Source organism: Gracilibacillus sp. Marseille-QA3620, assembly GCF_054950035.1.
Genome location: NZ_CM143102.1, coordinates 2,113,894 through 2,138,666 on the forward strand (window position 1 = coordinate 2,113,894; position 24,773 = coordinate 2,138,666).

21 protein-coding genes are annotated in these 24,773 nt (G+C 39.2%); 9 read left to right on the plus strand and 12 right to left on the minus strand.

The genetic code is table 11. The features are described 5' to 3' along the window. Positions 1-712: 712 nt before the first annotated feature. Together ACY8DX_RS10785 and ACY8DX_RS10790 are read left to right on the plus strand one after the other, a co-directional pair. Positions 713-2,047, plus strand: coding sequence for a sensor histidine kinase (locus ACY8DX_RS10785; RefSeq protein ID WP_462406866.1), 1,335 nt, complete (start codon positions 713-715; stop codon positions 2,045-2,047). 225 nt (positions 2,048-2,272) lie between these two features. Beyond that, complete coding sequence (locus tag ACY8DX_RS10790) at positions 2,273-2,650, plus strand: helix-turn-helix transcriptional regulator (RefSeq protein ID WP_231589506.1); 378 nt, start codon at positions 2,273-2,275, stop codon at positions 2,648-2,650. A gap of 156 nt (positions 2,651-2,806) precedes the next feature. Here the strand turns inward: ACY8DX_RS10790 and ACY8DX_RS10795 are convergent, their stop codons facing one another. Next, on the minus strand, positions 2,807-4,258 hold the full coding sequence (locus tag ACY8DX_RS10795; RefSeq protein WP_049669787.1) for an IS1182 family transposase: 1,452 nt from the start codon (positions 4,256-4,258) through the stop codon (positions 2,807-2,809). A gap of 641 nt (positions 4,259-4,899) precedes the next feature. On the opposite strand from ACY8DX_RS10795, the gene ACY8DX_RS10800 reads away from it, so the two are divergent. The 4 genes from ACY8DX_RS10800 (at position 4,900) to ACY8DX_RS10815 (ending at position 8,045) form a co-directional block, all read left to right on the plus strand. Continuing rightward, positions 4,900-6,252: a sensor histidine kinase gene (locus ACY8DX_RS10800; protein WP_462406867.1), complete on the plus strand. Its 1,353-nt coding sequence runs from the start codon at positions 4,900-4,902 to the stop codon at positions 6,250-6,252. A gap of 297 nt (positions 6,253-6,549) precedes the next feature. Continuing rightward, positions 6,550-7,530, plus strand: a complete 981-nt coding sequence (locus ACY8DX_RS10805) for a Gfo/Idh/MocA family protein (RefSeq protein WP_462406868.1) — start codon at positions 6,550-6,552, stop codon at positions 7,528-7,530. 105 nt (positions 7,531-7,635) lie between these two features. Further along, positions 7,636-7,800, plus strand: a complete 165-nt coding sequence (locus ACY8DX_RS10810) for a hypothetical protein (RefSeq protein WP_462406869.1) — start codon at positions 7,636-7,638, stop codon at positions 7,798-7,800. 98 nt (positions 7,801-7,898) lie between these two features. Next, the gene (locus ACY8DX_RS10815) at positions 7,899-8,045 is read left to right on the plus strand and encodes a hypothetical protein (RefSeq protein WP_156185605.1); all 147 of its coding nucleotides are present in this window, start codon (positions 7,899-7,901) and stop codon (positions 8,043-8,045) included. 853 nt (positions 8,046-8,898) lie between these two features. On the opposite strand, the gene ACY8DX_RS10820 is transcribed toward ACY8DX_RS10815, so the two are convergent. After that, positions 8,899-9,273: an rRNA methyltransferase gene (locus ACY8DX_RS10820; RefSeq protein ID WP_462406870.1), complete on the minus strand. Its 375-nt coding sequence runs from the start codon at positions 9,271-9,273 to the stop codon at positions 8,899-8,901. Positions 9,274-9,753: 480 nt separating this feature from the next. Between ACY8DX_RS10820 and ACY8DX_RS10825 the strand changes: the two genes are divergently transcribed. Continuing rightward, complete coding sequence (locus ACY8DX_RS10825) at positions 9,754-10,479, plus strand: AAA family ATPase (RefSeq protein ID WP_462406871.1); 726 nt, start codon at positions 9,754-9,756, stop codon at positions 10,477-10,479. 238 nt (positions 10,480-10,717) lie between these two features. Here ACY8DX_RS10825 and ACY8DX_RS10830 read toward each other — a convergent pair whose 3' ends face one another. The 10 genes from ACY8DX_RS10830 to ACY8DX_RS10875 all read right to left on the minus strand — a co-directional run bounded on the left by ACY8DX_RS10830 (position 10,718) and on the right by ACY8DX_RS10875 (position 21,816). Beyond that, complete coding sequence (locus tag ACY8DX_RS10830) at positions 10,718-11,083, minus strand: hypothetical protein (RefSeq protein WP_462406872.1); 366 nt, start codon at positions 11,081-11,083, stop codon at positions 10,718-10,720. Positions 11,084-11,279: 196 nt separating this feature from the next. Then, positions 11,280-12,779, minus strand: a complete 1,500-nt coding sequence (locus ACY8DX_RS10835) for a class I adenylate-forming enzyme family protein (RefSeq protein ID WP_049670915.1) — start codon at positions 12,777-12,779, stop codon at positions 11,280-11,282. A gap of 21 nt (positions 12,780-12,800) precedes the next feature. Continuing rightward, positions 12,801-14,465, minus strand: coding sequence for an AMP-binding protein (locus tag ACY8DX_RS10840; protein WP_049670914.1), 1,665 nt, complete (start codon positions 14,463-14,465; stop codon positions 12,801-12,803). Between the two features lie 27 nt (positions 14,466-14,492). Beyond that, entirely contained in the window at positions 14,493-16,136 is a 1,644-nt protein-coding gene (locus tag ACY8DX_RS10845; protein ID WP_462406873.1) for an FAD-binding dehydrogenase, read from the minus strand. Between the two features lie 145 nt (positions 16,137-16,281). Further along, the gene (locus ACY8DX_RS10850) at positions 16,282-16,539 is read right to left on the minus strand and encodes a hypothetical protein (RefSeq protein WP_049670912.1); all 258 of its coding nucleotides are present in this window, start codon (positions 16,537-16,539) and stop codon (positions 16,282-16,284) included. Between the two features lie 245 nt (positions 16,540-16,784). Then, positions 16,785-17,465 carry a Na-translocating system protein MpsC family protein gene (locus tag ACY8DX_RS10855; protein ID WP_049670911.1) on the minus strand — a complete coding sequence of 227 codons (681 nt, stop codon included), beginning with the start codon at positions 17,463-17,465 and terminating at the stop codon, positions 16,785-16,787. Between the two features lie 183 nt (positions 17,466-17,648). Further along, positions 17,649-18,704 carry a LacI family DNA-binding transcriptional regulator gene (locus tag ACY8DX_RS10860; RefSeq protein WP_462405105.1) on the minus strand — a complete coding sequence of 352 codons (1,056 nt, stop codon included), beginning with the start codon at positions 18,702-18,704 and terminating at the stop codon, positions 17,649-17,651. 30 nt (positions 18,705-18,734) lie between these two features. Further along, entirely contained in the window at positions 18,735-19,556 is an 822-nt protein-coding gene (locus ACY8DX_RS10865) for a carbohydrate ABC transporter permease (RefSeq protein WP_049670909.1), read from the minus strand. After that, positions 19,556-20,416, minus strand: coding sequence for a carbohydrate ABC transporter permease (locus ACY8DX_RS10870; protein WP_049672885.1), 861 nt, complete (start codon positions 20,414-20,416; stop codon positions 19,556-19,558). Before ACY8DX_RS10870 ends, ACY8DX_RS10865 begins: the two co-directional genes overlap by 1 nt. A gap of 116 nt (positions 20,417-20,532) precedes the next feature. Next, positions 20,533-21,816 carry an ABC transporter substrate-binding protein gene (locus ACY8DX_RS10875; protein ID WP_462405106.1) on the minus strand — a complete coding sequence of 428 codons (1,284 nt, stop codon included), beginning with the start codon at positions 21,814-21,816 and terminating at the stop codon, positions 20,533-20,535. A gap of 631 nt (positions 21,817-22,447) precedes the next feature. Here ACY8DX_RS10875 and ACY8DX_RS10880 point away from each other — a divergent pair. Both ACY8DX_RS10880 and ACY8DX_RS10885 read left to right on the plus strand, forming a co-directional pair. After that, positions 22,448-23,710: a glycosyltransferase family 4 protein gene (locus ACY8DX_RS10880; RefSeq protein WP_462405107.1), complete on the plus strand. Its 1,263-nt coding sequence runs from the start codon at positions 22,448-22,450 to the stop codon at positions 23,708-23,710. Then, positions 23,707-24,756, plus strand: a complete 1,050-nt coding sequence (locus ACY8DX_RS10885; protein ID WP_462405108.1) for a CotS family spore coat protein — start codon at positions 23,707-23,709, stop codon at positions 24,754-24,756. The genes ACY8DX_RS10880 and ACY8DX_RS10885 overlap by 4 nt, the downstream gene beginning before the upstream one ends. The last annotated feature ends 17 nt before the right edge of the window (positions 24,757-24,773 follow it).

A 24,773-nucleotide genomic window follows, 5' to 3' on the forward strand; every position in this document is an offset into this window, starting at 1 on the left:
ATCTGCCGCAGATTCGGTTTTTATGTTGGCTTAATCCCCATATGATGCCGGTGGCAGGTTTCTTGCATTATAGTTCTTTTATAACCATGTTCCAAATCTTCATAATCAGTTACTAAAATAGGCAATCAAGTGAAAGAAAAACATGATATTTTAAGGACCTTTTAAGCACAAGTGATCTAAATAAACTATGTTTTAAATCTTCATAGTATAAAAAGACATAGCAGCAAGATATAGTTATTTGAGAATAATTATTACTTTAACAAGCAATAAGCTGCTTATTCAAAAAGGACGAACCACTGCGAATACAATGTTTTGTAAACAGAATAATCTTTAGTAGCTTAACTACAATGTATATGGAATTCGTGAGGTATCGGCGAATACTATTTGGGGCAGACAAGGTTTTTTGATTCGTTGTATCTTCTCAATGGTGAGTGAAGAAGAAGGAGTCCAGTTATCTACTGAAAGATAAAAGCGACCACTTATTAGTTTAATAAATATTCTTAATAATCGATTTCAAAAAATATCGTGATATAATAAGTAGTCTTTTTGAGTTGTTTAATTTAGTTTAAATACATAGTAATAGAATGGACGGAGATTAATGGTTAAATGGATAAGTAAATCAAAAATAACTATTTTCTTTTCATTTTTTATGCTCATTCTGCTGATATGCAGTACAATTATTCTTTATACTTACACAAGAACATCCGCCTTGATGAGGAAAGAAGCTTTTGAACTATTTCCCATTCATATGCATGTGGAGCAACTAATTAGTAATAAAGACCTGTCTGATGCTGATTTAGAAAAAGCTTTCCTAGATCTTCCTAAAGGTTCGCAAATCATCTTTGTAAAGAATAAAGAAAACGGATTAAAAAATATCTTTTACAACGAAATAGACTCCATGATTGATAAAGGCATCAATCAATTATTTATTCCGTTATTAAACACCATGCTTAAGCAAATAAACATTGATGATGTGGTAAATTCATTTTATGATGAGCATGTCACGATCAATTTTAGAGAGACTAGCGATGGATTTTATTTTCAAGTCGTTCATGCGATTGATACAGAACACTTTAAAGGCGATATTTATGTGATGGATAACCTCACGGCTAATCTCCTCGACCGATTTAAAGGTCTTATTTATCACTCTTTGTTTATAGCCTGCTGTGCCATCCTATTCACGATGATTAATTACATCGTCATCAATAAGTTACTCTTTATCCCCTTTAAAAAAATGAGACAACACTATGCTTCACATACAAAGTTTAATATGAAATTATTTGATTATGAAAGAATGGCTTTATCAGAAGTGAAAGAGACGATTGATGTTGTCAATAATACGATATTAGAAATGCAGGAAGGCATTATCGAGACAAAATCCTTTCTTGATGAGATGGTCCATGAAATTAAAAATCCAGCCCATAATATTAAAAATGAAATTGAATTCATTAATGATAGCATTGATGACCAGGATATTAAGCTAAATCTCTCTTCCGTTACAAAGGAAACGGAAAATATCATCTCCTTGCTTTCAAGTATTAAGATTCTTTATGACATTTATTACTTAGGAGGAGAACCGCCAAATATCTGGATTGAACCCATAATAAATATAGAGAATATTGTCAATGAGTATAGGGCCAAGCAACAAAATCGAATTTTCTATTTTAAACATCATCTGAAGAAAAAAACGAAAATATGGATGGATGAAGGTTCTATCGAATTAATCATCCGAAACCTTCTGGATAACGCCATCAAATATTCGAGAGATGGCTCATCCATTTTTATTGGCATCCGAGAGGACGATAACGGAAACAAGGTTCTAATAGATATCGTCAATACAGATTCAAGCATTGAATATAATAAGATTGGGAAAATATTCGATAAATATTACCGCACGAATGATGCAAAAGAGAGTACAGTTGGTGCAGGTATCGGTCTTTGGCTAGTAAAAAACATTGTAGAGATCTATGAAGCTGAAGTATCGGTTCAAAGCACCCATAATACAACAGGGTTCATCCTTACCTTTGAACATGTGAAACATGACTAATATTGAGAATGGTGCCATATAAGAATAGAGCTTGAAATATGGAAGATGGAACTCTGCTAAAATCACATACGTTCTTTTATAACTATGTGCTAAATCTTCATTGTTTATCAATAATAAGTAAGCAAGGTGAATTTTACATGAAATTAGCCTTTATTCAAGTTGTTTTTTCCAATAAGTAGTATAATGAGAGGGAAGAACGGCTTGGCAAAAGAGAGGGTGACTTTCATGAGCAGGGGATTCTTATTAAAACAAAAAGCATTCTTAAAGCTATATTTACTTGAAATTGCCGCAAGACCGAAAGACTATGGATCAGTTGTACTAGACGACCTGAGAGCGAAATTTAAGCCATACGGATATTCTCCGTCTCATACCGAATTATACAAAACCTATAAAGAGTTATATAAACAAGGCTTCGTCAAACGGAGAAGTGAGATAAAAGGAGACCCCCATGAAAACATTCAAGAAGTTTTCATTTATTACTTAACAGAGAAGGGGAAAGAGGAACTGGAGGCTTATCGTAAGCTCATGAAGATAGAAATTGAAAGGTCAATCGGCATCTTGCAGACAGCGCTCGAAGACCATTATGGACCAATAAAAAAATAAAAGGATTTAGGAAAACATCCTTCTTTAAAGGAGGGCACTGAAAAACTTCGTTTTTTTCATAAGTTAAGTCGACAAACATAAAAAAGACGGCTCAAGTTCAGAATATGAATTTTTGAGCCGTCTTTTATTATTTTTAAGGGATATATTCCATCCCTTTTAGTTCAATAGGGTCAATATCCGTTTCACATTTACGGCGAAAATAGCCATAGCCCCTTGTAATTGCATACCAATCAGACCCGAGGAATTGGCTACATCATACCCGTGTCTGTGTTTTAATTCACTATTCTTTGCCTCAATTTTATACCGTTCTTTCGATTTCTCTTTAAAATACTCACTTTCTTGGAATTGTATCTGTTCCGTGTGTACATTTGATTTGATGCTTACGGAATAACTCTTGGTTTTGGCTCCTTCCTTATAGCACCCGTCTCTAAAAGGACAGACTTTACATTTTTCCACATCAAAATAATAGGTATCAACTTGATTTTTGCTGCCCCCTTTTTTTCCTTGCCGAGCCTTTCGTATGGCCATATGACCAGCTTTACAGACATACATTCCAGCGTCTTTATTAAAATCAAAAACATCTTCGCTTTTACGCGTCCCTTGCGTTACCGCTGGATTTAACTTAGCCACAAGCATCATTTCACTTTTATTCGCATACTCGATATTTCCCTTTTCAGAATAGGCGGCATCACCAATGACGGTTTGAATGTCCATGCCGGCTTTTTGACTCTTCTCAATAAGCGATTTCAATTGCTTTCCATCGTTCTTTTCGCCAGTTGTAATAACGGCGGCCGTAATAATACGTTCTTCGCTCATGGCAAGATGTGTTTTGTAACCGAAAAAGGAAGAGTCAGCTGATTTATGCCCAACTCGTGCGTCTGGATCCTTGGATAATTGGAGCTGGTCATTTATATCCTCAATGGTTTCCTTCAGTACATTTATTTTTTCCTTGACTTTAGGATACTCTTGTAGGACTTCATTCTTTTCAATCACCTCGATAAGCTTTTGGCTATAGCTCACCTCATCCTCTAAGACCTCTGTCTTGGACTTGGCTGGCAGTTGATTTTTTATCTGTTCATCCACTTGATAAACGGCTTTTCGAAGCAGCTTTGATTTCTCTGCCAACAGCTCTTTAGGCGTCTTTTGGTTATATCTAGCCTTGGAATGGGTGGAATCAACGATGATAGAATGGCTTTTAATGATTTCCTTTTCAATGGCGATTTCGACCGTTTTATTGATAAGCAAGTCCAAAAGATTAAGATCTTTTAAACGGAGCTTACGGAATTTCGTTAAAGAACTAGGATCTATGACATCATCCTCAGGAGACAGGTCTAAAAAATATTTGAACGACATATCGTACCGTGAGCGTTCCACGATGTCCACATCTGATAAGTCATAAATGGCTTTTAGCAATAGATACTTAAACATTCGGATGGGGTGAACGGCATTCCGTCCATTGTCATGACAATAATGGTCTTTCAGTTCATCATATACGAAGGAAAAATCAATAAGCTCATTGATTCTTCGAAGAATATTATCGTTAGGAACTATTAAATCGTAAAGAGCCGAATAAGGACTTAAGTTCATAGACAGTTGACGTTGAATCATCGTTACACCCACTTTTTTGTGATAAGGTAAGAATTCGACAAAAAAGCCCCTGTTCCTTCCATAGATTGAAGGAACAGGGGCTTTAGTAAGATTTAAGGACTTTTTCAGTGCCCTCCTTTAAAGAGGGGTGTTTTTTATATGAAATTTTCCCAACCATTCTGTTTTTTGATGGATATGAATAAATATTTTTTAAGAAAGTCTTTTTAAATTATTGTGGTATAATAAATTAGATATAGAAACAATAAAAGTGAAAGTGGATTGTCCATGTTTAAATGGACAAAAAAACGAACTATTATATTCATTTTCTTTTCTCATTGTATTAATTAGCAGTGTGTTTGTTATCTATTCTTATACTATATTGATGTATTATTCAACAAAGATAAGAACATCAGCGCCACTTTATTCGAGAATAAAGATGGACTCTTTTTTCAAAGTTACCCAAACAATTGATTTGGATGTTTTAATGGTGATGTACTGTTTCGATAAAATCTTCAAAAGGAAAGGTGTCTACAGTATTGATTTCGATAAAAAAGTGGAAAAATAATCCTCAGATTTACATGCTTACTGCTTATGTTTTGCTCGTGATACTTGTATTTAGTATTGTCTTTTTATACGGATATATAAGGGTAGAGAACCTACTAATGAAAGAAGCATATGAGATGTTACCGACACATATACAGATTGAACATTTATTTATGGAAAATCAGGATTCTGATAACATTATAGACATTCTAAGAGATATTCCAGTTGGCAACGAGTTTGTCTCTGTAAATAATAACGATGCTAAGTCAAGTGCCTTTTATTATAATACAAATACCGAATATAAAAAAAATTATATTTATCAAGGAGTTGATGCCATTCTCGTTCCATTATTAAATAAGTTCCTGATGAATAGTAAATTAGAAAATGTTTATAATATTTACTCGCAAGAAAATATCGGGATTCAGATAGGGGAGGGAGAGGGAAGAGCCTTTCTTAGGATTGACCACCATATTGAGAGTGATCTATTTACTGGGGATATTACTTTATATCGCGTAGTCAGTACGACATTATTAGATGAATTTAAAACCATTCTTTCTCATTGCCTATTCTTTTTTGCCATATTATCTATGATGATTTTTATTAATCTTAAGTTAATGAGAAAGCTTTATTATGGCCCACTAGATAAGATGAGAAAGCATTTCCTGGGCATGACGAAATTTAACATGAAGGTATTCACCTATGATGGACCAATGATTCCAAAGGTTCGAAATACGATTGATGTCGTGAACCAGACGGTTTTGGAGCTACAGGATGGTGTGCAGGAAAGTAAAGCCTTCCTTGATGAAATGGTTCATGAAATTAAGAATCCAGCTCATAATATTAAAAATGAAATAGAGCTAATAGAGGATACAATCGATGATGAAGAGCTTAAGAAAAACCTTTATTCCGTTGTAAATGAAACAGAGAATATTACTTCTTTATTGTCTAGTATTAAAGTGACCTATGATATTTATTACTTAGGGGGTTCACCTCCAGACAGCTGGATCAAGCCAATAGTAGAAATTGAGCCTATCTACATAGAATATCAATCGAAATATCCTGAATGGACATTTAGCTTTGAACATTGTGTCAATCCAAACCGTTTAATATGGATTGATAAAGGCTCGATTGAATTAATCATTCGGAACCTGCTCGATAATGCCATTAAGTATTCAAAAGAGGGGGCGTCCATATTCATTGGAATCAGAGAGCAGCAGGATGAGGAGAATCGAATACTCATTGATGTTGTCAATACAAATTCCAGCATTGAATACCATAAAATGGGCAAAATATTTGATAAATATTATCGGACTAATAAAGCAAAGGAACAAACGGTTGGGGCAGGAATTGGCTTATGGCTTATCAAAAATCTAACGGACATCTATGATGCAGATGTGAGTGTACAAAGCTCTAAAGATACAACTGGATTTGTCATTTCCTTTAAACATATAAAAGAATCAGAGATGATATAAAACAATAAAAGAGGCCCGAGTGATTAGACGATAAGGGAGAATGAATCGATCATCTAATCATTCGGGTCTTTATTGGTTGTTTCCATGCATGAATTAGTGACTAGTGGAATAGAACGAACTTAACTTGTATTCCCAACTGCTATTGAAGTAGAAGAATAAGTGCCAATCATTCGTTTTTAAAGAACATTTTTTTGTCCCATCCTCTTTTATCTAGAAAAGATGATAATTTCATACCTCCTTTCAGGTATTATTGATATGATAATAATAAAATGAAATTAAGTGTTAGGGGGTCCATCTATGAAAACAGATACATTCAAATGGGGAATCATCGGGGCAGGCAATATTGCCCATCGTTTCGCCGCAGCTGTTAAGCAGCTAGAAGGCATGGAGCTTGCTGGTATCGCGGCTAGAGATAAAGAGAGGGCAGAACAATTTGGCAGGCAGTATGATGTTCAGGAGGCACAATGCTACGGATCCTATGAAGAGCTCGTTGCGAACGAGCAGATTGATGCGGTCTATGTCGCTACTCTACATCCATTCCATAAAGATCAGGCAATTCTTGCACTCGAACATGGGAAAGGCGTTTTATGTGAAAAACCTGTCACGATGACAAAAGCTGAAATTGAAGAGGTTGTTGCGATTGCGAAACGCGAGAACATTTTCTTCATGGAGGCGATGAAAACTCGTTTTCTTCCGGTTAATATTCAGCTGCGCAAGCTCCTTGCTGAGGGAATAATTGGAGAGATTAAGTCACTTCGTGCTGAGCTGGGCTTCAAGGCTGAGTTTGATCCTAAAGGACGTTTATATGATATCGAGAAAGGCGGCGGTGCGTTACTTGATATTGGCATTTACCCAGTGTCCTATGCAGCCTACTTCTTAGGCAATCAGCCTAAATATGTACAGAGTCAACTAACTTATGGCGTTACCGGTGTTGATGAAAGTGATGCCATTTTACTCGGGTATGAAAATGGCGCAACTGCACAGATTTATTCCACGATTCAGGCCAATACCCATAAGGAAGCTAGCATACTCGGAACAAAAGGTCGAATACATATCCCACTCTTCTCAAATGCGCAGTCAGCTACCATCATTTTAGACTCTGGAAAGGAAAGAACACTAGCAGAGCCCTATGAAATCAATGGGTTTGAATATGAAATTCGTGAAGCTGTCAGATGCATGAAGGAAGGTTTAGTTGAATCACCATTAATGACATGGAAGGATTCCATTGAAATCATGGGAATGATTGACCAAATCTTTGCTGCTAATCAGCTGAAATAAAGGAGCCTTTATGGCTTCTTTTTTTATTGTGAAATAATTCCAGTTGAAAAGGGGATGGGGGAGGGAAAAAAAGAATGAAGATGTTTGTAAGGAGGCATGACAGCAATGAAAATACTTCAAGGAAAGCATAAGAAGGATTTATCTAAGCTGACAAAAGACAAAAAGAAAGAAAAGAAGCTGCCACAGGATTCAGAGCATGACATTGAGGAAGTATACGAAGAACCAGCCGATCCTTATTTAAAAACACGCTTGAATCACGAAAAGATTTAATTAACCTCCAATGATCTGGAGGTTTTTTTATGAGGAATCATGAATACAGCCATGAATCCAGGAGAACATAATTTGTATAGTAAAGGAGGAATGATACCATGAAAAAGAAAGAAAATCACACGAATGCAGAAGAAAGAAAAACGAAAAATCCACAGCAAGATTCATCATTTAATATAGATGATATGGAAGATGTACCGCCATATGAGCCATATGATAAAAACCGTATTGATACAACGAATTTATAGCCATCAAACACATGCTGATTAGGAAAATAGAGTGTAATCACATAAATATATTATGTTAACTAGGGTGTTGAGAAATAAAATGAGATGGAGAGTTGTTCACTAAAGAAACGTTCGTTTCGTCTGAGAGCCAATCTCAAGCAACCTAATTAATGGAACAATAATGTGAATGATTGAATATTGCTTGTAGATCAGCAGCATATTAAATCTAATACCAATCGAAAGAATATTTCGTTGGTTTCATATTAAAATGAATTAGCTGCGTGTAATAAAATAATTTAATAATAGATGAAAATACATAAAAATCGATATGTGTTAATGAATGCCTAATTTTCTTTGTTTTGTCTCAATTGCTTGAGTAATCTTCTCAAATGAGACATTTGAAACGTTTCAATCATTAACTTCCTATAATACATATTATGTTCGGGGCGTTGATTTCAAAAACTTAATTAGAACGGTAACTTGCCCTTTCCCCTCACCATTCACAGCTTTACATAAATGAATGGTATGCTTTCAGCCTTAGCTCATTCATCCCGATAAGTTCATCACTAATCTCTATCCACTCATTGCTTCCACACGCCGATTTCGAAATTTGAATCTAAATCATGTCATTAGCATAGCCAGTGGTAAAATAAAATATGAATGACAAGCTGTAATTTAAGCTTAAATGATTGGTTTAGTCATAATTCCTATCTGACAGCTTTTTACTTATATTGGTCAGTTTTTGTATATGACGGTTAACTTACAACCCTTTGGCGGTATTAACCTAGATACAAACAAACGGCCTTTTTAGTGATAAACGTAAAACAGACAGAAAAAGTAAATCTTTTCTGTCTGTTTAATAAAGCTCTATATATTAGCGTTCTATTCGGTTTTTATAGTCTCGATCCTTGCTTTTATCGATATCAATATAGCTTACGCTGTACTCAATGACATCGTTCATGAAGAGATCATGCTGCTTAGCAAACTCCTTCACCTTAGCTAATAATTCTTTATCATAGGTTGTTTTATATTGGACGCGGTCCTTTGGACGAGTCTCCTTATTGTAAATGATCTCCCCTCTTGATAGCACATTTTCTAAGCCAGTCTCCAATAAATAATTAATGTATGTATCATTTTCATCCGCCATAATAGCGAGTCGATCGAGTATAGCCTTGCTAATATTCGTTCTAAATTTGACTCGTGATGTGTCTGTCGCCTGAATTAAGCGTCCGTCTACTTTTTTCCACATATCTATCATTCCTTAGTGTTTTCTTATATGAGTAGTATAAAGGATTTGATAAAGTTCTGACAGATAATTTTCGTAGAATAGCCATCATGCCTTCCTTCCAACAGGAACACATGTTCTAAATTGGCGAAATGAACACCGCCCCATTTCCTCCCCTTTTTGGCTACATAATTCCAACATATGTTAAAAACATCGCATCATTCAATATTGTTCGTTTTTTCAGCAAATCGTGTTGTATCCAGCCTGTGAGTGATTGGCATTTTGGTTGGTTAAGTACGAACTAAATATCGATATTATATTTAATTGTTCGTATTTAAGCGGATTATTTTTACTTGATGATGATGTTTCGATTAGTATATGAAGATTTGGCACATAGTTCTTTGAAAGGAATGTTGCTTAACAATGTTTTATAGAATGGTTAAGGGTTGTAAAACCCCTTCAGAAAGGATTAAATAAATATAATGAACATGAAGGAGGATTGCTATGTTTTTGAAGAAAGTTACACTCCTGCCTGACCGTATTCAACATCATGATCAATATCCTTTCTCCATCCCCGCTATTCGGAATTTGGATTCGATTACGTTTAAGAAACCCGTTACGTTTTTCGTCGGTGAGAATGGCACCGGAAAGTCTACCTTATTAGAAGGGATTGCAGCAAATATAGGGTTTAATACAGCTGGGGGCAGTCGCAGCAATCTATACGATGTGGACAAAGCTGATGCTCCTCTTAGTGATTATTTGCGTTTATCCTGGCTGCCGAAAATTTCAAATGGATTCTTTTTTCGCGCTGAAACATTTTATCATTTTGCTACGTACATAGATGAAGTTGATGATGATGGTTATCAAAGCTATGGAGGAAAGTCTCTTCATCAACAATCCCATGGAGAGTCCTTTCTCGCATTATTCTCGAACCGTTTCTACAAGAAGGCCATCTATCTGTTAGATGAGCCGGAAGCTGCCCTCTCTCCCGCTCGCCAATTAACGTTTTTACGAGTGATTCATGACTTGACGAAGAATCGTAATGTTCAACTGATCATTGCGACCCACTCTCCTATTCTGCTTGGCTATCCAGATGCACAAATAGTTAGTTTCGATGAAGATCAATTAAATGAAATCACCTACGAAATGACGGATCATTACTTGATTACGAAGTATTTCTTAGATAACCGCGGGAAGATGCTTGATGAGCTGTTGAAGGAGCATGATTGATTTACTTTTTTTTCCGTCTAAGGTGTATCTTCTTTTGCCTACATGATGATTCATACACTATGAAGATTAAGAACATCGTTTTTTAAAAAGGTTGTTGGAACTGTTAGTCGATAATTATAAAGAAACCCTCTTTGCTTTCATTTGCATGAGAGGGTTGAACAGTAAAAAGGATGAATAATAGACAACCGAGAACATCTCCAATCATCTACTATTCCTCCATTTATGTAAGGAAAATCATTTATGAATTCCTTTTTAATTTGCCTGTATAAAACCTAACCTCGGGAGTAAAAGAAAGCCCAATAACCAGCCAAAGGAATGGGTTTTGTAAGCTGATATCGTTCGATGATTGAAGGCCTGTAATCTTAAAGGTCATCAGCAAGCCAAGACTATACATAATGACAATCAATCTTGAATGGACCGATGAAATAGTCCCTTGTTTTCTTGCTGACATTAGCCAATTAATTGGTGAAAAAAGGATAAACAGAATGAGAATGAAACCTGCAGACATCCATTGATTATCAATTTGCGGCAGGATTGAGTAATCATAGAATAATAAAAAGGTGATAAAGAGTATTTCAATAAAAAGTCTCGTGTATTCCCTCATTTATTCACCTTCCATCAGGATGTATAGTTGATCATATATGGTATTCTAACATGTAAGATTTGGAACAATGGTTAAGATTGACGATCATATGCATGTGTAGATGATTCGTTTCTTTTTAACTCAGCAAAAAAGAAGCCTGTCTTCTGCTCCGTAATGACAGAAAACAGGCTTCCCATCCTCACTATTCATTTGACCCTTACACATTCGCTTTATCCCTAAGTGTATGCTTCAGCACCTTCCCGCTCGCATTGCGCGGAAGCTCATCAATAAATTCAACCTCTGTTGGAACTTTATATTTTGCGAGATTCTGCCCGCAATAATGAGTAATATCCTCTTTTGTCAGTGATTTAGCTTCCTTTAAAACAACATAGGCTTTCGGAACTTCCCCATAGACCTCATGCGGTATGCCTACAACGGCTGCCTCGAGAATTTCCTCCATCTGATATAACACTTCTTCGACTTCAATCGGATACACATTTTCTCCGCCGCGAATCAGCATGTCTTTCTTTCGGTCCACAATATAAAGCAAACCATCTTCATCCAGCTTTCCAAGATCCCCGCTGTATAGCCATCCGTCTTTCAAAGCAGCCGCTGTTGCTTGTTCATTCTTTAGATACCCTTTCATTACCTGTGGTCCCTTTACAATGATTTCCCCTACTTCACCAGGCGTAACATCACGTCCGGAAGGATCAACCACACGTACCTCTGTATTTGGGAGAGGTTCACCTACTGATCCAATTTTCTCTAAGGCATATTCATCCTTTAATGTCGTTGCCCCTGGAGAGTTTTCTGTCTGTCCGTAAAGATTTTGAAGCTTAACATTCGGAAAGTGTGCTTTGAGCCGTTTGACTAGCTCATATGGCATCGGTGCTGCCCCATAAGCAAACAGACGAAGATGGCTTAAATCCTTCGATTTCATCAATGGCGTATGAAGTAGAGTGCTATAAATGGCTGGAACACCAAAGAAAAGGGTTACCTTTTCCTTCTCCATCGTATGAAGGGTCTCGGCTGGAGAAAATTGTTCTTCAATGATGACCGTCCCGCCTCGTTGAATGGTTGGAATGGAGAAACAATGGCTTGCTGCACAATGAAAGAGCGGCGTAACGATGTGCATCCGGTCTGTTGCGCCAAGTTCCAGAGAGTCTGCCCATATTTCCGCAATAGACTCGACATTCCTGACAGATAGCATGACCCCTTTAGGACGTCCGGTGGTTCCGGATGTATAAAAGATAACCGCTGTATCATCTGGATGTAAGGATGGAAGCTCAGTATTTGACTTTGATGAGCTTGTAACGGCCTCAAAGGTATTCTTTCCACCTAATTCAAGGACATCTTGGAATAAATCAAGAGAAACATTCTGCAAGCCCGCAGCAAGCTTTATATCATAGATCAGCATCCTTGCCTCTGAATGCTTGATAATATATTCGACCTCTGGAGGAGCAAGCTTTGTATTGATTGGCAGCACAGGCACTCCAGCTAGCTGGCAGGCATAATAGGCAATCAGAAACGAATCAGAGTTAGGCAAATATAGGGCGATAATGTCTTCATTTGTATATCCCTTATCCTTCAGGAAGTGGGCCAGGCTGCAAGCCTTCTCGAAAAATGTACGATAGGTTGTTTCACGTCCTTTAAAGGATGTGATGACGTTGTCTGGATATCTTTCTGCATGCTCTTGTAATTGCTTGGATATAAACATCATTATGACCCCCCTGTCTTCTTAATGAATTGGCTCTTCCTTTAACAATCTTCTTAATACTTTACCTGAGCTTGTTGCTGGGAGCTTATGAATCCATTCAATATGGCTGGGTACCTTAAAAGCAGCCATTTTACTCTTTGCCCATTCTTTTAATTCATTCATTGTCGGTGCTTCTTTGATTCCTGGCTGAAGGACGATAAAGGCTTTTACGACCTCTCCCTTCATTGGATCAGGAACACCAATGACCGCGCTTTGCCATATGGCCGGATGCTCATTCAGCATGGCTTCCACATCCTCTGGAAACACACTAAAGCCAGATGTCTTAATCATTTCCTTCAATCTTCCATGGAAATACAGATAACCATCCTCGTCTATGCTTCCAATATCGCCTGTATGAACCCAGCCATCCTTTATCGTTTCAGCTGTTGCTTTCTCGTTCTTATAGTAGCCCTTAAAGACGGCAGGACTTTGAATGAGAATTTCTCCCTTTTCGCCTGTGAGCATTCCTTCACCTGTTTCAATATCGATGATTTTCATCTTTGTCTCATATGTGGGAATACCGAAGCTTCCCCATTTCACCTTGTCTTTTGGCATGAAGGTATCGCAAGTATGTGTCTCACTCAACCCGTATGCGGCTTCATACAGCCGGGACTCATTCGTCAATTCGGCCCATTGAAAAGCTAATGTCTCTGTAACAGATGCGCCAAAGCTCGTAGATGGATTCTGTTTTAAGGAGGATAAATCTCTTTTCTTACTATCCTCAAGTTTCAGGATGGCAAGATTCATGGGAGCGGTACTATACCAATGAGTGATTTTGTATTGTTCGATGGCTTGTACAGTTGCCTCTACATCAAAGCGGGTCAGCATCACGCATGGCTGGCCGCTGTAGATTGGCAGGTACACCCCCATTACCATACCGGCGATATGACAAAGCGGTGCAATCGAAAGGAACGAGCCTTCCTCAAATTGATTGGCTGTCCACGTCGCTGCAGTCTTGAATAAGCTGCTCCCATAGGGCAACATCGCTGCTTTAGAACGTCCAGTGGTACCTGATGTAAAGACCATCATACCGATGTCTGTCCATAGATCAAGTTTCACATTCCCTTTATAGGGAGTGGAGTAGTATAAAATCCTTTTGAAATCAATCGCATCAGGATGTGTGATTTTTTTGTCCTTTAATTCTTCTGGAATCGGCAAGGTTGGTTTTTTGGGGAGATAATCTGCATAATGAGCAGTGATGGCTAAATCGATGGATGGGATGCTCGAGCGAATGGATGACACTCTCCTATATAGCTCTGTCCCGGCAATGATGGCCTTTGCTTCCACTATATTTAGGAGGTGTTGAAGTTCCGCTTCTTTATACATCGGATTTAAAGGAACAACGATCCCGCCAATAAGCTGAATAGCATAATGAGCGATGATATATTGGGGACAATTCTGCATGTAGAGTGCCACCCGGTCTCCCTTTTTGATTTGCTGATTATGCAGAAACTGAGCAAAGCGATCTACGGAATGATCAAGCTCCTTATAGGAAATGGTATTCCCATAGAATAGATAGGCTGCTTTATCGGGATGTGCTCCAGCATTCAGTTTGAGGTATTCATGGAGCGGTTTTTCACCACATTTGTATGTAAGCTTTGTTGGTACTCCGCTTGGCCAAAAGGATTGATCCTTCACCTCTTCCATCTCCCTGTTCCTCCTTTATGGAATGAATCATAGCTTGCTTATCGCATGTCCCGCGGTTCGTCCCGTAAATAGACATCCCCCTAGAAAGGTTCCTTCAAGCGAACGATACCCATGTATTCCACCGCCGCCGAATCCGGATGCTTCTCCAGCGGCATACAGGCCTGGAATCAGCTGTTGATTCATATCCAGCACCTGGCCATTTAAATCCGTTTGTAGTCCGCCCAGCGTCTTTCTGCTGACGATATGCAGCCTTACAGCTATGAGAGGGCCATTCTTCGGATCGAGCAGCTTATGTGGCTTTGCTACCCTGATTAATTTATCACCCATAAACTTTCGAGAGCTCCTAATGGCGGCAAGCTGCAAATCCTTGCCGAAGGAATTCTCTAAATCACGATCACGGGCTTCGATTTGTGTGCGAATATCGTCAAGATTGATTAAGTCTTCTCCTGTAAGCTCATTCATGCCATTAACAAGCTCCTCTAATGAATGCTTAATGATGAAATCCTCTCCATGGTCTAAAAACGACTGAATAGGCTCTGGTGGTCCCGGTAATACTCGTTTCAGGATTTTTGCAATTGACTTATCCGTTAAATCTGGATTTTGTTCCGATCCAGATAAAGCGAATTCCTTCTCAATAATACTTTGTGTCAGAATAAACCATGAGTAGTCATATCCAGTACTTTGAATCAACTCAAGCGTTCCTAAAGTATCGAACCCTGGCAAACCCGGCAAAGGAAAACGCTTTCCTTTTGCATCAAACCACATCGAAGAAGGACCAGGCAATATACGAATCCCATGATTATCCCAAATAGAGTTCCAGTTATGAATTCCCTCTGTATAATGCCACATGCGGTCCCGGTTGACGATACGGCCTCCTGCCTGTTCCGCTATCGCTAGCATTCTTCCATCAACATGGGCGGGTACACCGGAGATCATCTTTTGCGGCGCTTTTCCCAGGCGTTTTGGCCAGTTTTTACGGACTAATTCATGATTGCCGCCAATCCCTCCGCTTGCAATGAGGATGGCATGTCCGCTATAGTCGAATCCACCAACGACAGTTCGGTTGCTCGGTTCACCCCGCTTTGACGAGCTCGGTGCTAATATGGCACCACTGACCCCGCCGACCCGTCCCTTATCCGTCAGCAATTGATCGACACGATGTCTCGGCTTGTAATCGATTAACCCTCTATCCATGTATTGACGCACCTGATGTTCGAATGGGGCAACGATAGCCGGACCAGTACCCCAAACGATATGAAAGCGGGGGACAGAATTGCCATGTCCGTTTGCTAAATGGCCGCCTCTTTCAGCCCATCCGACAATCGGGAAGAAACGGATGCCTAATTCATGGAGCCATTGACGTTTCTCTCCTGCCGCAAATTCAATATAGGCTTTTGCCCATTTCATTCCCCAATCATCTTCCTCACGGTCATATCCGGCCGAGCCTTGCCAGTCCTGCCAGGCAAGTGCCTTAGAATCATGAATACCGAGCCTGCGCTGTTCGGGTGAATCAACAAGAAAGAGACCGCCGAAAGACCACCAGGCTTGTCCACCCATATTGGTCTCAGGCTCTTGATCTAACAGCAGAACCTTCTTTCCTGCCCTTGCTATCTCGCATGCCGCAACAAGACCGGCAAGTCCTGCTCCAATAATAATTACTTCGTGGTCCATATCTAATGTCCAGCCCTTCCTATGACCTCTATGTACATTTTCTATATGCTGTCATTGCTATAAGTATAGCTACATGCTAAAATACGGTCAATAAGATATGTGAATTGTTTGAAAATTTATACTGCGAATAGCCATTTTTTCCTCTTTACTCAGGGAGAAGGGCCTGATGCCTTGTATAAAAGGTCCCGTATCGATAAAGTACTTTCACTTGCAGTTCCCTGTCCTCCATGCAAAAACGATAGATTGTGTTCGTTGGCTTCCGCTCCTTCTTATAATCCACATTTAAATAGGTTGCTATATTCTCAATATAAAGCTCCAGCTCAATTCGTAAAATCATATTAGGCTTATTCTTTGAATGATTTAATATTGATTGTTGTTTTTTGTATCTTTCAATACTGGTCAACAACTCCTTTTCTTTCTGGGAATACTCGGTTTTATTAATATCGGCTTCCTCCTTTCATGATTTGCTTTCACAAAACCAATAAAAAAAGTCAGAAAAGGTGTGTAAAACATCCTTCTCTGACTTATGATTGGTTCCATGCCCACTCATTGCGATCAGATTTCCTATTATTCGCTTAATATCCTTATCATACCATTATCCAGATTGCTTTTCAATGTGACAATAATTTTCCCAATAGGTCGATTCTCTTATGCTTCCAAAATGAAAATAATATAACTTGAATCTCTTTCAAAATTCCAGAAGGTGAATTCATCAATCACTTTTTTGTTCAAGTGGGCTTCAAAATCCCTTCTGCGTTCTTTGAGAAGTCTCTTCTCAAGATTTCGTTTGGCAATCATTAAATTCTCCTTAAAGCCCAGCTTGATAAATTCTTTCTCGATATTGATCAGTATGCCTTTTCTGACAAGAATCAACTGTCTTTTGTTCAGCAAGTGAGAATAGATGGATTCAGGCTCCTTTTGAGCGATTGCGCTGACCTCAATCATGACCTCCTCCACCTTCTCTTTATTTGGATATGGAACAATTTCACAATCATGACCCTTCATGCGGATGATAAACATCCCTGTCATATGGTCAAGATTCCAGTCATAATTAAATTCGGAAACCGTTTGATTGAGCGTTAGCTCAATGTAGGACGTTATGTCTTTCATAAGCGTTTCCATCATGAGATCCCTCGTTTTATGAACATAGATGCTTTTATTGTTGGCCATTAAGGATTTCTCCATGGGGGAAAGGAAATTTGATAAATGAACGGAGAGGAACGGATGGGACCATGTAGCCAATACATGACCCGGACCCCGGCCGAAATTCTCCCGCAAGAGACGGCCAATATAACTGCTGATTTCTTTCTCTACAGATAATTTATTCATCGTACACCTCAGACTATGAGACTTTCTAAACATTTATCCTCCAATTAATGGATTAAAACATCTAAATGGCGCATTTGCCTGGGAAAATTTATCGAGGAAATTAGCCTAATTGGATGATTGCTAGCTTAGAGATTCTTTCTTTCCTTTAAATAATTCTACATAAGATAGAAAAAAGCCTGCTAATCAGTGCATAAGCACATCTTCAGCAGGCTTCCCTTGATTAATAGATGAGTGTGACTCCCTCTCAATAATTCTTGTCGGAATAAGCACATTTTTTTCAATCACTTGAGGATTCATGATGAGTTCAATCACATATTTGGCTGCTTCAATCCCCAATTCATATGTATGAATATCCATTGTCGTTAAAGAAGGGGTCGTATAGTCAGCAACCTCATAATTATTGAAGCACACGATGGAGGCATCATCGGGTATGCGCATATTCTTTCCTAAAAGCAAACCAGTCAGAATAATGGCGTAATCAATATCAAGCGCCACATAGGCAGTAGGTGGCTCACGTAAAGCATACAGCTCCTCAAGAGCGGTCAATCCTTCCACGCGGCTATATGGCAGCGGCTTGATATAATCAGGTGAAAACGATAATCCAGCACTCTTAAGTGCTTCCTTGTATCCCCTCAATCGATCCCGAACGACGTCATATTCAAGTGCTCCGCCAAAAAATGCGATTTGACGATGTCCAAGTTGAAGAAGGAATTCTGTCAAATCCTTTGCAGCCTTTTGGTTATCATTATCCACATAGGTAATTCCGCTGCAGTCTTTTCCTGGATGGCCGACGACGACAAATGGAAAGTTCTTCTTAAGCAAATAATGGAGTATTTTATCTCCCTTTCGTGAATACAAAATAACTAATCCGTCAACCTGCCTTCCTTCAACCATCTGAATGACATCCTCAAAAATGGCCTTCTCTGAATCTCCCGTTGTAATGGAGAGACTGTATCCCTCCTCCCTGCAATAAGAGCCGATTCCCCTCATGACTTCCTGGAAGAATGGATTATGCAGGGAGTATTTGGCGGAATGCTTTAACACAATCCCAATCGTCTTCGTTGTCTTCGTTACGAGATTCCTGGCATTGGCATTCAAATGATAGCCAAGTTCTTTCATGACTTTCCGAACTTTCTTTTTTGTCTTATCACTGATGCTAGGACTGTCAGCAATGACTCGAGACACGGTGGAGGGTGCCACATTTGCCTTTTTGGCAACATCTTTTATCGTAACGGTCATGTAAACGATCCCACCTCTATTTTGATGCGGCTATTTAACCGCTCCATCTGAAATTCCTTTAATAATTTGTTTTTGAGCAAAGAAATAGGCAATGATGACAGGAATAATGGATAAGGTTAAACCTGCGAGAGCCAAATGCCATTGCTTCGTATATTGACCAAAGAAATAGAACAATTTAAGCGGAATGGTTTCTGTTCCTGCTTCACCAAGCACCAAGGATGGGAGCAGGTAATCATTCCAAATCCAGATAACATTCAATATTCCCACCGTAATGGACATCGGCTTCAGTAATGGGAAGATGATATACCAAAATACTTGAAAGCGGTTCGCACCATCGATGGTTGCTGCCTCATCCAATGATTGAGGGATTCCCTTTAATGTACCGTGATATAAGAAAATGGACAGACTGCATCCGAATCCAAGATACATGAAAATCAACCCGGCTCTGTTCAGCATACCGAACTGGCCAAATTGAGAAATGAGCGGAATCATAACCGATTGGAACGGAATCAGCATGGCTGCGACAAAGACAAAGAAAATGACAGAGCTCATCTTGCTCTTATTCCTTGAAAGTGCATAAGCGGCCATTGCCGAAAAGACGATAATAATCCCGACACTGACGGCAGAGATCAGCAAGGAATTAAACAAAGTTCTGAGAAAATCGAGCTGTTCAAACGCTTGCAGAAAATTGTCACTCGTAAATTCACCTGGAAGGCCTAGTGTATCAGCAAAGATATCGCGCTTTGTCTTAAAGGCGTTGACGATCATTAAGTAAAAAGGGCTGAGCCATAACAAAGCGAGCAGGATGCCGATAACGCCAATGATGCGTAAATGCCATTTCTTTCTCTTCATTATAGTTCAACCTCCCGTTTCTTATTAAAGTACACCTGCAGTAGCGATACAATCGCCACAATGATAAAGAAGATGACGGCCTTTGATTGCGCATAGGCCATTTCATTATCTGTGAAGGCCGAACGAATGATATTCATAGCCACCATTTCTGTTGAATTATAGGGGGCCCCTCCTGTTAAACTTAAGTTTTGATCATAAATCTTAAAGGAATGGGACAATGTCAGGAATAAGCTGACGGTGAATGCTGGAGCAACGAGCGGGAATGTAATATGACGGAATCGCTGAAATGCATTGGCCCCGTCGATTTCAGCCGCTTCTAGTAAATCACCCGGTACTGCCTGCAAATAGGCAATGTAGATAATCATGATATATCCAGCCATTTGCCAGGCCGTCAGGATGACCATTCCCCAAAACCCAGTCTCAGTTGTTGAAAGCCATCCATTTAAAGCTTCAATGCCAAAAAGATCGCCAATGCTTCCAAACACCTTAATGAAGATAAACTGCCAAATGAACCCGAGAATCAATCCGCCTATCAAGTTCGGCATAAAGAATACGGTACGGAGTAAGTTACTCGATTTTAATTTGGTTGTCACTAGTAGAGCAAGACCTAGGCCAATGATGTTAATTAGCACAATTGAGGCAATCGAAAACTTAACCGTGAACCAAAACGCACTTATAAACGCATCATCATTAAATAGATTGATATAGTTTTTCAACCCAATAAAGTCCAATCTCCCGAGTCCATTCCAGTTAGTGAAAGAATAATAGAATCCGAACAGTAACGGAATGATGACGACAATGACGAGAGCAGCAAGGACAGGTGTCAAGAATAGCCAAAAGGCCCAGTCACGATTTCGAATAGGAATCGCCCTCCTTATAATGAATGTGTGAGGAAAAGACAGCCATGCCACGGCAGCCAAGAGAATGTCGTCCCTCTGCTTTAAGAGCGGCTGGCTGTCTTCATTTGATGAAAGGATTAATTATCAGCTTTTTCTTCCCAGATTTTCTGAGTTTCTTTCACAAGCTCTTCCCATGTTTGATCACCAGAGACATATTTTTGCACGCTTGCTCCAAGATCCTCATTCCATCCGACCGGATAGCCCATGAAGACCCATCCAAGCGTATTTCCGGCTTCTGCATATTTGTAAATTTCCTGTGAAAGCGGATCGGCGATTTTTTCCGTATCATAGCCTTCATAAGCTGGAATAAACTTGAACTCTTCTAAGACAGCTGTTTTACCTTCATCAGAAGTATAAAGCCAATCTAAGAATTTCTTTGCTTCCTCTTGTACGTCTTCATCCACTTTGCTGTTTACAGCCCAGTAGTTTGGTACGCCTACAGGCATTTTCGCTTCATCACCGTTTGGAATAGGAATGATGCCGATTCCTTTTTCAGCTAACTCAGGGTCCATTTCATAAACCGTATTGTAAACCCAGTTCCCTTGCTGAATGAAGGCCACTTTCTCGAGGGAGAAAAGCTCCTCCACTTGCTGCGAGTAGTCAAGACTCGTTGTCGGCTGAACAGAGTATTCATTTTGCAAATCAATCATTTGCTTGAATGTTTCTCCGTCATCAAACTTGATTGACTTTGATTCACTAGCCTTCAAGATATCACCGTCGAATTCATTCGCAAGGAATACATTGGATAAGTGGTTGCCTGTTACCCATTTCTCCTTCACCGGATAAGCGAATACCGCATCAATGTCTAATTTATCTTTCTCTGAATCTAGTTTCTTAACGGCTTCTTCTAATTTGTCATAAGATGTCAAGCTGGCTGCATCAATCCCGGCTTCTTTCAAAATACGTTTATTGTAAATGAAACCATAGCCCTCTTGGTTATATGGCACACCAAGAACTTCACCATCAACTGTGACACCATCAAGCGTACCATCAAGGGCAGCTTCAGCAGCTTTTGTATCACTCAAGTCAGTTAACCGGTCTTTAAATTGCTTCACATCTGTCGGTCCGCCGATATTGAAGATGGCAGGCTCCTCACCGGAAGAAAACTTGGAGGTGATAGCCGACTTATAATCATTCCCTCCGCCGACTGTCGTGATTTTTAAATCTACATCTGGATTTTCCTTTTCATACTGTTCAGCAACCTGTTCAAACTGCTGCTTGAATTCTACTTTGAACTGAAAAATCTCAACTGTTGTTTTATCCCCGCCATCGCCGCCGCTCGATGATGAGCATCCTGCTAAGACAAGACTTGATAAAAGTAATCCAGATAGTGTTCCCTTGACGATTTTACTTTTTAACATAGAGCCACTCTCCTTATGATTTTGTTTAAAAACTTTCGAAAACGTTTGCATTGATAAGTAAAAAAAGAAACTTCTATCACGCTATTAAGTAAGTATTCTAGGGAGTTCAAAAGAATAGTAAACATCTCATAGCAAGCGCTTTCAAAGTTTTTATATCCTAATATTACCATTAATATACATTGTATACAAATGGTAAGTTTGTAAAATATATTCATTTTGATAGAATAGATAATTTTGGTGAAAACATTTGCACAATGAAGGGGATTATCTTCATTTGCTATCGAAGCTGTACGGAGATGATAAAGGGATATGGTATGGATTATTATCTACCCTCTTATCGCTTCTTTTATGTGCCTTTCAAGAAATTTATGTACGCCAGTATAGGCAAATGAGAAAACCACCCCATCTTCAATTTCATAAGCTAAACCGAGTTGTCAGAAATATACCTTAGTGGGACATGCCATCTTCTTTCGTTTTCTGAGTTGTATTGGATCCTATTTACGAAGGTTGACTGGACTCCATATGATTAGATGAAAAATCATGAAGAAAGGATGATGTACGTAACGTGAAAATCGCCCTTATATGTACAGAAAAGTTACCGGTCCCCCCCATTAGAGGCGGGGCTATACAAGTGTTGATTGACGGTGTGCTGCCCTATTTAAACGAGCGGAACGATGTAACGGTGTTTGGAATTGCTGACCCTGACCTTGACCCGGCGGAAATCAAAAATGGCATTGAGTATATTCGGGTTCCTCAGGAGAATTATGTAAGTCATATTCATAATGCATTAGCTCAGAAATTCGCTGACAGAGTCTCCTATGACCTTGTCCATGTATTTAATCGGCCGCTTGATGTCCTGACCTATAAATTAGCTCAGCCGAATAGCCGCTTTGTCTTAAGCCTGCATAACGAAATGTTTAAGGACACGAAGATTACACAAGAAGCTGGTGAGGCCGTTATCCAATCGGTCGAACGAATTATGACGGTGAGTGCCTTCATTGCTAAGACGATAACTAATCGCTTCCCGATAGCTATCGGGAAAGTACAGCCGGTTTATTCTGGAATGGACCTTATGAAATATACCCCTATATGGGATGAGAATGTTCAGAGCCTAAGAGCAGAACTCAGAGGAAAATATAAGGTTGATGGGAAAAAGGTTATCTTATTTGTCGGTCGTCTTAGCAAAGTGAAAGGACCTGAGATACTGCTGGAGGCGATGAAGGACGTTCTTGTCGTTCACCCAGATGCCGTTGTCGTCATTGTTGGGAGTAAATGGTTCAGCGATGAAACCATCGATGATTATGGCAAAATGCTCAGGAGTCTTGCTAAATCATTAGGTAGTAATAAAGTAATCTTTACTGGCTTTGTTCCGCCGATTCAAATTCCTACCATGTATTTATTAGGCGATTTGTTTGTTTGCAGCTCTCAATGGGAGGAGCCGCTCGCACGAGTCCACTACGAAGCAATGGGAGCTGGCCTGCCTATCATCACAACCAATCGCGGAGGAAATGCTGAAGTCGTTCATCATAACCTAAATGGCATCGTTTTGGATGATTACACGAATTCGAAAGCTTTCTCAGAGGCCATTATCGATTTATTGTCGAATGCGGACAAAGCAAACGCTCTTTCAAGAGAAGGCCGGAAACACGCAGAGAACACCTTCGGATTTGAACAAGTATATGAACGTTTAGAGAATTTTTATTTGACAGCCATGAATGCAGAAAAGGCAGAAATCATGCCAAGGAGACAGGTCGAACGATTCATAAATTCCATGAATAAACAAAAGAAAAAGAAAAAAAGAAAAGCAGATGGCCGAAAGAGGACGAGAAAAAGAAATGATGATCGGAAGCGGAATAAAAGAAAGAGTCATAAGCATCGGGAGGAAAAGAAATGAGTCACACCTCCTTAAAGAATGCCCATTTAGCCTTATCAGCCTATCCGATCAATAGTACCATGGTGAAATTCCGGCCCCTGAAGAAAAAGACAACCAAAAAAGCTGTCTGGGAAATACGAACGAACAAAGGGACGTATATCTTAAAAAAAGTACCTTTGGATAAAGACCGAATTCAGTTCATGGCACATGCCATAGACTATTTAAGGACAAACGGAGTGAAAACCCCTCAGGTTATTCGTACAAAGACAGGAGAAGTTTTCACGAATGTCCATGATGAGTACTATATCGTTTTTGAAGCGGTACATGGGAGGAGCCCCGATTATAAAAAAAAGCATGATTTAAAAAAAATCATGGAAGGTATCGGCCATTTCCATAAAGGGTCCTCCGGATTTAGGTCGCCAATCGGATATTATCCCTCCTTCCTGCTGGATGAACGAAAATCCAATTACGAGAAGCGATATAAAAGATTGCTTGAATTAAAAAAGATCCGTTTAGAATCGCTATCCTTAAATGAATTCGATCGTCTTTTTCTAAAAACTGTCGATACATTCTTAAAACAATGTAAATCCTCCCTATCCCTTTTCGATAAAGAATCGTATGATACATGGGCAGAAACCATACACAAAAACATCAATTTATGTCATCAGGATTATGCTGAAAATAACCTCCTGATTACCCCTGATTCAGATTTGTATGTGTTTGACATGGATTCTCTGACTGTTGATCTGCCAATCCGTGATATTCGTAAAATCCTCAATAAAGTAATGAGGAAAGAGGCAGAATGGAACCTTGATATAATGCTTAGAATGTTAAAAGATTACCAGCGTGTCAATCCTTTATCAAAGGAACAGTATGAAATATTAGGTGCAGAGCTCATGTTCCCTCATCTATTCTACGACCAAGCCACCACATATTACTACAAAAGGCAGAATAATTGGTCCGAAGAAAAACATGTAATGAAGTTGAAAAACGTGATTTCTACAGAGATGAGCAAAGATAAAGTGCTTCCCGCCTTTCTTCAACGAATGAATGAGGTGATCGATTAAGTCATCAGGATTAAGGG